The following is a 12,562-nucleotide window of genomic DNA, read 5'->3' as shown; positions in this document are numbered from 1 at the left end:
AAACTTTGAACCCAAATTAATGGCAAACTTAAAAGAAATACGAGGCAGAATTACGTCAATTTCATCTACGATGCAGATTACACGTGCTATGAAGATGGTTTCCGCGGCGAAACTTAAAAAAGCACAGGATGCAATCGTAATGTTAAGACCTTATTCTGAAAAATTACAGGAGCTTATCCAGAATGTAAATTCTAGCTCTGATCCTGATCAGATTTCTGTATATGCTCAGAAAAGAGAGGTTAAAAGAGTACTATTCATCGCTGTTACTTCAAACAGAGGTCTTGCGGGAGCTTTTAACTCTTCTATCGTAAAAGAGCTTAACCTTCAGTTCCAGAACAATGCCCAGTACGAGGTTGAAGTTCTTCCTGTAGGTAAAAAAGTATATGATGCTGTAAGAAGAAACCGTACGGTATATACTAATGGAAGCTCTGTTTATGATAATCTGAATTTTGATGCAGTTGCTCATATCACTGAAGGGGTAATGACGAGCTTCAGAGAAGGTAAATTTGACGAAGTTTATGTTATCTATAACAAATTCGTTAATGCTGCTACTCAGGAAGTAACTACAGAACAGCTTCTTCCGATCTCAATGCCAGAAAATACTGAGCCACAGGTTGAAACAGATTATATCTTTGAACCTAACAGAGCTGAAATCCTGGATAACCTGATTCCAAAGTCTATCAAAACTCAGGTTTTCAAAGCCATCTTAGATTCAGTAGCATCTGAGCACGGAGCGAGAATGACTGCAATGCACAAAGCAACAGATAACGCTCAAGCTTTAAAGAATGATCTTGTAATCTTCTACAACAAAGCAAGACAGGCTGCAATTACCAACGAAATCCTGGAAATTGTTTCCGGAGCAGAAGCTTTGAAAAATTCATAAAGAATTATTCTATTATACAAATAAAAGCACCGATAATTTCGGTGCTTTTTTGTTTACAAAGGGCTGAAACAGTCAGGGGTTGTTCAAAAATCACGTTTTTATAAGAAAAGGACAGTTTGTTTCAATTGTTTTTTTTATTAGAAATTAGCAGTATTATATCGTGTTGTATTTTCTGAAGAAAATTCCTTCATCGAAATAATCTATCCCGGATTCAGGTTATTTTTATTTTGCATATCTTTGTAGCTAATAAAATTTATACAATCTCTAAATGGACTCGGACATAGTCAGGCTTTTGCTGGCCTTATTTCTTGTTTTACTAAATGGCTTCTTCGTAGCCGCAGAATTTTCAATTGTTAAAGTTCGTTACTCACAAATTCAGTTAAAGGCTGCAGAAGGAAATTCTATGGCTAAACAGGCAGAACATATCATCAAACATCTTGATGAATATCTTTCGGCTACACAATTAGGAATTACATTGGCATCCCTTGCCCTTGGTTGGGTAGGAGAAAGTGCTTTGCACCATGTGGTTGAAAGCCTCTTTCATTCGTTTAATATAGACTTGACGGAAACAACGATTACCACAATTTCAGTGGTGACCAGTTTTGTATTGATTACCATCATGCACATTGTGTTTGGTGAGCTTATTCCGAAATCAATCGCGATCAGAAAGTCTGAAGCAACTACAATGGCAACAGCTGTTCCGTTGAGAGTTTTCTATACGATTTTTAAACCGTTTATCTGGTTGATGAACTCCATGTCAAACGGATTCCTTAGACTGGTTAAAATTCACCCGGCTTCAGAGCAGGAAATTCACTCTACGGAAGAACTTCAGCTTTTGGTAAAACAAAGTGCAGACAGCGGAGAAATTGAAGAAGAAAACTATGAGATCATTAAAAATGCATTTGATTTTACAGATCACTCTGCCAAGCAGATCATGGTTCCAAGACAGAATATTACTTCTATAGACTTTGAAGAAGATATCAATGATATTATCAATAAAATTATGGACAGCGGATACTCCCGTATTCCTGTTTATATTGATTCCATTGATAATATAATCGGAATTTTCTACACAAAGGAAATTATAAGAGAATTTGTGAAAAGAAAGGGAAATCTGGACCATGAAGATCTTAAAGACTTAATGCGTGATGCCTTCTTTGTGGTGGAAAGCAAAAAAGTTTCAGACTTATTGAAGACTTTCCAGCTTAAAAAACAACATATCGCCATTGTTATCGATGAATTTGGTGGAACAGAAGGAATTATCACACTGGAAGACATTCTGGAAGAGCTTGTGGGAGAAATTCAGGATGAAGAAGATGATGAAGAAAAAATCGTTGATAAAATAGCGGATAATACCTATTGGGTACAGGCCACGCAGCCGTTGGACGAAATTAATGAATTCCTTCCTAAAAAACTTCCTCTTTCCGAAGAAAGCGAATACAACTCACTGGCCGGATTTATTCTTTATGAGCTGGAAGAAATCCCTGAAGAAAACCAGGAATTTGACCTTGAAGATTATCACTTTAAAATTCTGAAAATGAATAATAAAAGTGTAGAACTGGTGGAGCTGGTTTATCAGGAACCTAATGCTATTGATAATCTGGCGGACAAAATAGGAGAAGTTTAAAAGCATGAGAATGAATTTTTATAACAGCATAAAAGATTACGAAAATCCAAAACGTCAGTACGAAGAAGAAGTTCTCGTCTTAGATGATACGGATGAAGTTTATAAACTGGTACTGCATAACGATGATATTCATACTTTTGATTATGTAATAGACTGTCTGATCGAAATATGCAAGCATACCCTGGAACAGGCTGAACAATGTACAATCCTTGTTCATTATAAAGGCAAGTGTACCGTAAAAACAGGCTCAATGGATGTTTTGAAGCCTATGCATGAAAAATTAATTTCGCGTGAATTAACAAGCGAAATCGTATAAAATAAAAAGCCGACAAATTAATTGTCGGTTTTTTTTATGGAATTCGGAGGAGATAGTGGAGGAAGGGCAATACATCACAAAAACTGAAAGGCTTCCAGCTAATCTCTCAATCTTTAAGTGCTTTAATCTTTTAATTTCTCAACACACTTACATTGCCATATTTTATCTAAAATAGTATATTTGTACCAACTATAAAGAAACAAAAAAAACAATGCTTGTAATAGGAATTGCCGGTGGTACAGGATCCGGCAAAACTACAGTTGTTGATAAGATACTTCAGCAGCTTGATATTGAGGGAATGAATATCCTCTCTCAGGATAATTATTATCACGACAACCAAGGTCTTACACTGACGGAAAGAGAAGCTCTTAACTATGACCATCCAAAATCAATAGACTTTGACCTACTGATAAAACATGTAAAAGCTTTAAAAAATAATGAATCTATTGAACAGCCGATTTATAGCTTTGTTACCCATTCCAGAACAGGAGATCATGTTACTGTAGAACCTAAAAACGTATTGGTGGTAGAAGGAATTCTTGTTCTGACCAACAAAGAATTGCTGAAAGAATTTGATTTGAAAGTATTTGTTCATGCAGATTCTGACGAAAGACTGATCAGGAGGATCAGAAGAGATACCCAGGAAAGGGGAAGAGATCTGAGCGAAGTATTACACCGCTATCAGACTACATTGAAACCAATGCATCAGGAATTCATCGAGCCGTCTAAAAATGATGCCGATCTTATCATTCCCAATATGAAACAGAATTCCGTAGCGATTGATTTTTTAACTACCGTTATTAAAAATTCGTTGAAAAAACATTAAAAAAATGGAAGAAAACAACCTTATCAAAGACATTCAGCCGAAATCTGAAACCTTCAAACTTATCCAGAAATATGTTTTGAACAAGTATACCATTACGATCTGTCTGTTTTTGGTATGGATGATTTTTTTCGATAAAACCTCATTTCTGGTTATTAATGAACTGAATGGCGAGATTCATAAGTATGAAGATCAGCTGGATTATTATAAAAAAGAATACGAGAAAAATGATGCTTTTTATAAAAAGCTGATGAACAACAAGTCAGAAAAAGAAAAGTACGCAAGAGAGAATTATTTTATGAAAAAACCGAATGAAGAGATCTTCATTCTGGTAGTAGACAGCACAAAAGTGGCTAAAAAGTAATAAAAGTTGAATAGAATGACGTTAAGGTGAAATGTATTTTAGTTTATAAAAATTCACTTGCAAAGCAGAATCACCATTAACCATTCACAAATAAAAAAACTAATGTCAAATACAGATATACTTTCAAACTGGGAAAATCTAGTCAAAAAACAGCTTAAAACAGAGGATATTTACCCTGTTTTAGAGAAACAGAATCTGGAAGGAGTAGAGGTGAAGCCTTTTTACACAGAGGTACAGAAACCTTTGGTCAACCTGCCACGAGTTGAAGAAAGCACCCATTTGGTAGCGAGATACCATGAAAGTCTGGAAGAAGAAGTATTTGCATTTATCCTTGATCAGAATGTTGAAAACCTGGATCAGAAAACTCTTTTTGTTAATAATAAAGATCTGGCGGGGCATATCAGCCCTAAAGAAGAAGATCAGTATTTTTCACTGATTGATGTTTTTAATGAAAAAGAGGCCACTATTGATGATCAGCTGGTAAAAGAATTGCTGTCAAAAGATTTTAAAAGAAATATTTGTATAGACATTTCACTCCATCAGAATGCCGGAGCTGCTATCTACCAACAGCTTGGAATTGCCCTTGCAAAAGCTAAGGAACTGGCCGAAGTATATGGTGCTGAAGTCTTAAATAAACTGATTTTCAGAATAGCAGTAGGAGGAAGTTATTTCTTTGAAATGGCTAAACTGAGAGCTTTTAAAATCGTTTTTAACCAACTTTCCAAAGAATATGGACAGGATGAAGTTCCTTACATCTTTGCTGAAACTTCGCTGCGAAATAAAGCCGTTTCTGATAACGAAAACAACCTTATCCGTTCTACCCTGGAACTTGCTTCTGCAATGATCGGTGGGGCAGACGCTGTTTTCTCCAACAATTATCTTGTTGACAGAAGTACAGATAATTCGGAAGAAATCTCTTTCAAACAACAGATTGTTCTGGCATACGAAAGTATTATCAACGTATTTGAAGATGCATCGAATGGAAGTTACTATGTAGAAGATATTACCCGTCAGTTTGCAGAAAAAGCATGGGCTTTATTTATTGAAATAGAAGAAGCAGGAGGATATCTTGAACTATTGAAACAAGGTGTTATTCAGAAAAAGATCTATGATCACGCTATTGAAGAGCAGCAGTGGATCGAAGAAGGGAAAATAAAGCTTATCGGAGTGAATTTATACCCTAAACTAGACGTTAAAAAGTCTGTTGCTGATCTCTATGACGAAAAAGAAATAAAAGCGGTACGCTGGGCGGAAATGTTTGAGTAATGAAAGAAAAACTGATAGATTTATTTGAATATACCTATCATTTCAACGCTGAGATGATTAAAGTTATTTCTGAAAACAGAGAGCTTATTGACGATAAAACGATCAGTTTAATAAATCATACCCTTAATGCACAACAGATCTGGAATGCCCGGATATTAGGAGAGGAAACCTTTGAAGTATGGCAGATCAATCCCTTCGAATCCCTGGAGGAGATTAATCATAAGAATTTTCTTAAAAGTATTGACATTATCAGTAATCTTGATTTGGATAAAAGAATAGAATATCAGAATTCAAGAGCGACAAAGTTTGAAAACACTATTTTTGAAATGCTTTTTCATGCCGTCAATCACTCCACCTATCACAGAGGACAAATCAATTCTTTGCTTAAGCAAAACGGTATAACTCCGGTAGCGGCTGATTATATTTCTTATAAGAGATAATTTGATCATTTCTAACAAGATTTTGTGTAGATTTATGAAACACAAAATGCAAATGTTATGAAAGAAAATGAGATAAGTTTTTATATCAGAAAATCTATATTTTCTGTTTATAATGAACTTGGACCAGGTTTATTGGAAAAAGTTTATGAGAAGGTTTTGGCTTGCGAATTGGAAAATAATGGTTTAAAAGTGAAGACTCAGGTTCCGATGAAGGTTAAATTCAGGGATATTATTATTGATTCTGGTTTTGTTGCCGATATAGTTGTTGAAGATAAAATTATTATAGAAGTAAAAGCCGTAACGGAAATAGCAAATATTCATCATCAACAGTTGTTAACCTATTTAAAGTTAACAGGATTGAAATTAGGAATTTTGGTGAACTTTAATACTGATTTTATCAGTAAAAGTATTTTTCGGAAAGTAAGAGGGAATTTAGAATAATATTCCAAAATGGACCATAGATGGCACAGATTTTCCAGATGATTGCACATATTTTTTTTAACTTTCAATGATAATGTGTATTCTTATACGTAAAATGAAACATTAAGCATCTATGGAGATTTTTTTATGCGGTTAAGAATGAATAAATTCAAATATTTAAAATTACGTAAATAAATAAAACATAAACATCTGTGAAAATCTGTGTCATCTGTGGTTAAATTACTAAACAAAGACATTCAAGACTATATCAATGCAAATCTGAATACAGATTTACATACATTATTATTAAAAAAATCGCCATTTCCAGAAGCTTCTATGCATGAAATTGTACAGCAGATCAAAGGAAAACAGGTGGCGGTAAGGAAATTTCCGTTTCTCTTAAAAGAAGGCATTCTCTTCCCACCACAGCTTAATCTGGAACAGTCTTCTTCAGAAAAAACAGCTCTTTATAAATCAGAATTTCTAAAAGGAAATACATTCATTGATCTGACAAGCGGTTTTGGTATCGATGCTTATTATCTCTCTCAAAATTTTGAGAATGTCACTTTAATAGAGCAAAATACAGAGCTTTTAAAGGTTGTTGAAAATAACTGGGGTATTTTAGGTCGAAAGGCAAGATTTATCAATGCTAAGCTTGAAGATTTTCTGAACGGGAATCAGGAACACTTTGATGTTATTTATCTTGATCCGGCGAGAAGAGACGAACAAAAAAACAAAGTTTTTCTTTTGGAAGATCTGTCCCCCGATATTCTTGAAATTCATGAACAATTACAGTCTATTTCCAATCTGGTAGTCATTAAACTTTCCCCGCTTATTGATCTTAAATATCTTGTGTCGGTGCTGCCTGGTATTTCAAGAATAGATATTATTGCTCTGAAAAATGATGTGAAAGAAGTTGTAGTATTTCTTTCCAACGAAAATACTAACAAGATTATCTGTAATTGTGTGAACCTTGAGAGCAATGAATCTGTCTTTAGCTTTACATTTGGGGAAGAAGAAACTGCTCATTCCGAATATTCTGAACCTGAAAGATATCTATATATCCCCAATCATTCCATTTTGAAGGCTGGAGTCTTCAATTTGATTTCCCAGAAATTCGGATTAAAAAAACTTCATCCCAACAGTCATCTTTATACTTCTGACGAAAGAATAGAAAGCTTCCCGGGGAGAATTTTTGAAATGGAATCTGTTGATTCTAAAAGTATTAAAAAGAAAAGTCAGTTTAATATTATAACAAAAAATTATCCTCTAAAACCTGATGAAATCAAAAAGAAATATGGTTTAAAAGATGGAGGAGATCAATATCTTATTTTTACCCAATCCAAAAAAGGGAAAATAATATTAAAATCAGTATAAAAATGTTGCCGAAAAAAGCAGGATTTCTTACTTTTGGGCAATCAAAAATTTAAGCATGAAATCGCTTGCTGTCTGGAAGGTCGTCATTGACTAAAATAGTGCGGTTTCATATTACCTTTTAAAAAAAATAATTTTACATATGAAAAAATTAGTTATATGTTTAGCGATTGCAACGGTAGCGGTAAGCTGTAAGAAAGTTCCTCAAGGAGGAAACAGAGGTACTTTGAAACTTGAAGAAGGAGTAGAAAGATATTCTGACGACCCTCAGGGAGAAGCTCACGGACATGAAGCTGGAGCTGCAGAACATAAAGAGGAGGCTCATGCAACACCAGAAGCTGCTGCTCCAAAAACAGACAGTACTGCGGCTGCAAAACCTGCCGAAGCTGATAAAGCACCAAAAGCTGAACACTAATTAGAAGTACAAAATATATAAGTGCCCTGTTTCTGCAGGGCATTTTTTTATTAAAAAAGAAGGCTATAAGATTCATTAGCACAACGTTGGGAAAATCCTTCCTTTTTGTTTGTCCCTGCCGGGCATTTTTTTTAATTTTAACAAAATAAATTTTTACAATGCAAGAGACATTAAATTACATTAACGAAAACAAACAGCGTTTCGTGGATGAATTATTTGAGTTATTGAGAATTCCTTCTATTTCTGCAGATCCCGCGTATAAAGATGACGTTTTGAAATGTGCAGATGTAGTGGCGGCATACCTTAAAAATGCAGGAGCTGATAATGTGGAAGTTTGCCAGACAAAAGGATATCCAATTGTTTTCGGAGAGAAAATTTTAGATAAAAGCTTACCTACTGTATTGGTGTACGGACACTATGATGTTCAGCCGGCAGACCCGTTGGAATTATGGACAAAGCCACCATTCGAGCCTTATATTGAGAAAACTGAATTACATCCTGAAGGTGCCATTTTTGCCAGAGGTTCTGCTGATGATAAAGGACAGTTCTTCATGCATTTGAAAGCTTTTGAAGCAATGATGAAGACCAATGCTCTTCCTTGCAACGTAAAATTTATCTTAGAAGGAGAAGAAGAAGTAGGATCTGTAAGCTTGGGAGACTGGGTCAATGAAAATAAAGAGAAATTAGCTTGTGACTGTATTTTAATTTCTGATACTCATATCTATAGCAACGAACAACCAACGGTAACAACAGGTTTAAGAGGTTTAAGTTATGTGGAAGTAGAAGTGGAAGGTCCAAACAGAGACTTGCATTCAGGTCTTTATGGTGGAGCAGTGCCAAACCCTATTCACGTTCTTTCAAGAATGATCGCTAATCTGATCGATGAAAACGGTCATATCACTATTGACGGGTTCTACGACAATGTTGAAACTGTTTCAGATGCTGAAAGAGCTGAAATGAACAAATTAAAAGACAATCCGGAAGAATTCAAAAAATCAATCGGACTAAGCAATATCGAAGGTGAAAAAGGATATACCACTTTAGAAAGAACATCTATCCGTCCTACTTTAGACTGCAACGGAATCTGGGGCGGTTATACAGGAGAAGGAGCAAAAACAGTAATTCCTTCAAAAGCTTTTGCTAAAATTTCGATGCGTCTGGTTCCTTATCAGACTCCTCAGGAAATTACAGAGAAGTTCACAAAATATTTTGAAAAGATTGCTCCGGATACCGTAAAAATTAAAGTAACCCCTCACCACGGAGGTATGCCTTACGTTTTACCAACGGATACGAAAGAATTTGCTGCTGCAAAACAGGCAATGGAATCTGCTTTTGGAAAAGAAGTTCTTCCTTACAGAGGAGGAGGAAGTATTCCGATTACAGCCATGTTTGAGCAGGTTTTAGGCGCTAAATCCGTATTAATGGGCTTTGGGTTGGATTCTGATGCGATCCACTCTCCAAACGAACATTACGGATTATTCAATTTCTATAAAGGAATTGAAAGTATTCCTTTGTTCTTTGAGAATTATTCAAAGTAATTAATCGAAAATATAATATCATAAGGTATTTCTGCAAAGAAATACCTTATTTTTTGTTCTATTATCAACTGTTAGCAGAGCCTTTTTCAAGAATTTTAAAATTAAATCCACTGAAAATAAAAGGGTTAATTTTTTATTTGCAATAAGTTATTTCACTATTCATTGAAAGTTTATATTTTTAATACAAAACTTGATTTACTATGAAAAAATACTACTCAATTGCATTTTTGCTATCGTCAATATGTTTTTTCGCCCAACAGTCTGTTTCCTTTGAACCTATTGAGGGATTCAACGTTGGAGATATCAATGGACAGGCCGGCTGGATCAGTACTCCCACCGGAGGGGTACCGGAAAATGTTACCCATCAAACCATCAGTTTTGATAAAGCAAGCGACGGAAGCCGTTCCCTGAGAATTGTTAAAGAAAATACGTATGGAACGCAGGCTGAGCCAATCATCGGAGGTTTTTATAATCTGCCGGCTCCTCTTTCCTACAATAATTTTTCTGTATCATTCGATATCAATATGTCGCAGCTCAACGGTTCTGACTTTGGTTTTCAGGGAGTAAATAATATTGATGACCAGTTTGTAGTAAGGGTGGATTTTGGAAAAACCGGATGGATAAAGATTCTGGATATGTTATCCGGCACACAGAATCTTATTTCTACACCCTCAGCCTGGCTGGCGAACATGTGGTATCGGTTAAAAATTGTGGGAAGCGCTACGGATGTCCGGTATTACCTTAATGATCTGCTGATCTACACAGGAACAGCAGCAAATTCCCTGAATATAAATCAGCTTCGTTTTGTTCATAATAATTCGCTGGGATCAGCGTATATTGATCATATTAAAATTAATAGCGAGCTGGGAACAATGGGGGTTCAGGAATCCGGTGTAAATCCTGAAAAAATATCTCTCTATCCTAATCCTGCAAATGATTTTATCAATATTAATACGGCTGCCAAAGTAAAAAGTATAGAGCTCTATGACGAAACAGGTAAGCTTATAAAGACTGAAATAAACCATAATAAAATAGAGGTAAAAGGCTTACCCAAAGGAATATACATGATAAATATAAAAACTGAAGTAAGAAATTTTACTGAAAAAGTGATCATCAGATAAATTATTTCATACCTCTGAAAACATGTACTCTTTTTAGTATTTTGATGAATTTGTGGATGATTTTTCGGAATTGATGTTTTTCCTTAGATTTAATATCTTTATTGGTTTTGATTAAAAATATTATGTTAATTTTATAATAAGTGTAAAATATTCATACATTTTGCTTTTTAGATTTAAAACATATATATTTGTTCGAAACTAAAAAAATATCATGAAGAAACTTTACATTTTCGCAATTTCGTTGATTTCAATATCATCTTTTGCTCAGCAGACTATTTCTTTTGAAGCCAGTGAAGGGTATACAGCAGGAAACATTAATGGACAGCAGGGCTGGGTTACCACTAATAATGGAGCAACACCCCCAGTATATCTGACAAGCCAATTGGTATCAGCTGAAATGGCAAGCCAGGGTTCAAACAGTTTTAAAATAACAACAGATGCACCTTACGGACCGCAGCAGAGTCCTGTAATGGGTGGTTTCTATACCTTTGCCACCCCATTAACGTATAATAGCTTTACCCAATCATTTGATGTAAGACTGACTCAAAAAAGTACATCGAGTTCAGATTTTGTTTTTAGAACAGTAAGTACAACAGGAGCAGGGGGAATCGTTACTTATATTGATTTCTCTTATGATGGATCCATTCTGCTTGCTACAGCAGGCTCAAATAATTTGGTCAATACCAATCAAACCTGGAATGCCAATACATGGTACAGGGTAAAAATAGTTTCCACAGCTACGGGAATCCAGTATTATCTTAATGATACTCTGATTTATACGGGCCAGCCATTCAGTAACAATAATATTAACAGAATGGATTTTGTACATGATAATTACGGAGGTTCTGCCTATATCGATAATATCAAAATTAATAATGAAGCTGCACTGTCTACAAAAGATGCAGTTAAAAATGACGTAAAACTGTCTATCTATCCAAATCCGGCTACTGATATTATAAAAATCACAACACCAAATAAAATCAAACATGTTGAAGTATATGATATGTCTGGAAAGAAAGTGGATGTAACGTTAAACGGAGATCAGGTAAATGTTCGAAACCTGGCGGCCGGAGCTTACTTACTGAATATAGAAACAGAAGGAAGAAACTTTACAGAGAAGTTCATCAAAAAATAATTACTGATAAATCTTAGGATCAGCAAAACGCTCCAATTGGAGCGTTTTTGTTATTTTAGAGAATTAAAAATTTTAATCATATGTCAGATCAGAAAACAGCTTATATAACAGGAGGAACCAAAGGAATAGGTTTCGGGATTGCGAAAATTTTACTTGAAAATGGAATTGCTGTAGCATTTTCAGGAAGAAAACGGGATGATGTAATGAAGGCGGAAGAAGAACTTAAGCAATATTCAGAAAATGTTTTGGGGATTGTTTCTGATGTAAGAAGCCTGGAAAGTGAACAGGAAGCTGTGAAATACACCGTTGAAAAATTCGGAAGACTGGATTATATCATTGCTAATGCAGGATTAGGTATTTTTAAGCCCGTAGATGAACTGACGGCAGAAGAATGGAATGATATGATTGAAACCAATCTTACAGGCGTTTTTTATACCTTAAAAGCTTCGGTGGAAGAACTGAAAAAGACCGAAGGGTATTATATTACAATTTCCAGTCTTGCAGGAGCTAATTTCTTTGAAAACGGAACAGGATACAATGCTTCAAAATTCGGCGTTGTAGGTTTCACACAGGCAGCCATGATCGATTTAAGGAAATACAATATTAAATCTACTGTGATTATGCCAGGATCTGTAGCTACTCATTTTAACGGAAATATTCCGTCTGAAAAAGACAGTTGGAAGATTCAGCCCGAAGATATGGGGAATCTTGTACTGGATATTTTAAAGATGAATCCAAGAGTTTTGCCAAGTAAAATAGAGTTTAGGGCAACAAAACCAGCTTAGTAACTACATCTAATGTATTGAATAATAATTTAATAAGTATTATGCATGCATAATA

14 protein-coding genes are annotated in these 12,562 nt (G+C 35.0%); all 14 read left to right on the top strand.

Annotated features, from left to right (window positions below; genetic code table 11):
* Nucleotides 1-19: 19 nt before the first annotated feature.
* On the top strand, nucleotides 20-883 hold the full coding sequence (atpG, locus tag J2786_RS07130; RefSeq protein WP_047429835.1) for an ATP synthase F1 subunit gamma: 864 nt from the start codon (nucleotides 20-22) through the stop codon (nucleotides 881-883).
* A gap of 268 nt (nucleotides 884-1,151) precedes the next feature.
* Nucleotides 1,152-2,510, top strand: a complete 1,359-nt coding sequence (locus J2786_RS07125; protein ID WP_047429837.1) for a hemolysin family protein — start codon at nucleotides 1,152-1,154, stop codon at nucleotides 2,508-2,510.
* 10 nt (nucleotides 2,511-2,520) lie between these two features.
* Nucleotides 2,521-2,826, top strand: a complete 306-nt coding sequence (locus J2786_RS07120; protein WP_099049883.1) for an ATP-dependent Clp protease adaptor ClpS — start codon at nucleotides 2,521-2,523, stop codon at nucleotides 2,824-2,826.
* Between the two features lie 211 nt (nucleotides 2,827-3,037).
* On the top strand, nucleotides 3,038-3,652 hold the full coding sequence (udk, locus tag J2786_RS07115) for a uridine kinase (RefSeq protein WP_034697618.1): 615 nt from the start codon (nucleotides 3,038-3,040) through the stop codon (nucleotides 3,650-3,652).
* A gap of 4 nt (nucleotides 3,653-3,656) precedes the next feature.
* On the top strand, nucleotides 3,657-4,013 hold the full coding sequence (locus J2786_RS07110) for an FtsB family cell division protein (protein ID WP_034697620.1): 357 nt from the start codon (nucleotides 3,657-3,659) through the stop codon (nucleotides 4,011-4,013).
* 102 nt (nucleotides 4,014-4,115) lie between these two features.
* Nucleotides 4,116-5,279, top strand: a complete 1,164-nt coding sequence (locus J2786_RS07105) for a methylmalonyl-CoA mutase family protein (protein WP_047429844.1) — start codon at nucleotides 4,116-4,118, stop codon at nucleotides 5,277-5,279.
* The gene (locus J2786_RS07100) at nucleotides 5,279-5,719 is read left to right on the top strand and encodes a DinB family protein (RefSeq protein ID WP_047429847.1); all 441 of its coding nucleotides are present in this window, start codon (nucleotides 5,279-5,281) and stop codon (nucleotides 5,717-5,719) included. The genes J2786_RS07105 and J2786_RS07100 overlap by 1 nt, the downstream gene beginning before the upstream one ends.
* A gap of 57 nt (nucleotides 5,720-5,776) precedes the next feature.
* Nucleotides 5,777-6,160 carry a GxxExxY protein gene (locus J2786_RS07095; RefSeq protein WP_047429850.1) on the top strand — a complete coding sequence of 128 codons (384 nt, stop codon included), beginning with the start codon at nucleotides 5,777-5,779 and terminating at the stop codon, nucleotides 6,158-6,160.
* Nucleotides 6,161-6,370: 210 nt separating this feature from the next.
* Nucleotides 6,371-7,516 carry a class I SAM-dependent methyltransferase gene (locus tag J2786_RS07090; protein ID WP_047429853.1) on the top strand — a complete coding sequence of 382 codons (1,146 nt, stop codon included), beginning with the start codon at nucleotides 6,371-6,373 and terminating at the stop codon, nucleotides 7,514-7,516.
* 139 nt (nucleotides 7,517-7,655) lie between these two features.
* A complete protein-coding gene (locus J2786_RS07085; RefSeq protein WP_047429856.1) occupies nucleotides 7,656-7,928 on the top strand; it encodes a hypothetical protein in 273 nt (90 codons plus the stop codon).
* 158 nt (nucleotides 7,929-8,086) lie between these two features.
* Complete coding sequence (locus J2786_RS07080; RefSeq protein WP_310024426.1) at nucleotides 8,087-9,466, top strand: dipeptidase; 1,380 nt, start codon at nucleotides 8,087-8,089, stop codon at nucleotides 9,464-9,466.
* 200 nt (nucleotides 9,467-9,666) lie between these two features.
* Nucleotides 9,667-10,587 (top strand): T9SS type A sorting domain-containing protein, encoded by a 921-nt coding sequence (locus tag J2786_RS07075; protein WP_047429860.1) that lies wholly within the window; start codon nucleotides 9,667-9,669, stop codon nucleotides 10,585-10,587.
* A 211-nt stretch (nucleotides 10,588-10,798) separates the two neighbouring features.
* A complete protein-coding gene (locus J2786_RS07070; RefSeq protein ID WP_047429862.1) occupies nucleotides 10,799-11,722 on the top strand; it encodes a T9SS type A sorting domain-containing protein in 924 nt (307 codons plus the stop codon).
* Between the two features lie 80 nt (nucleotides 11,723-11,802).
* Complete coding sequence (locus J2786_RS07065; protein ID WP_047429864.1) at nucleotides 11,803-12,507, top strand: SDR family oxidoreductase; 705 nt, start codon at nucleotides 11,803-11,805, stop codon at nucleotides 12,505-12,507.
* The last annotated feature ends 55 nt before the right edge of the window (nucleotides 12,508-12,562 follow it).

Source organism: Chryseobacterium vietnamense, from assembly GCF_031454475.1.
Classification (GTDB): Bacteria; Bacteroidota; Bacteroidia; order Flavobacteriales; family Weeksellaceae; genus Chryseobacterium; species Chryseobacterium vietnamense.
The sequence above is the reverse complement of the archived record's forward strand: the minus strand, read 5'-3'. Positions and strand labels throughout refer to the sequence as shown.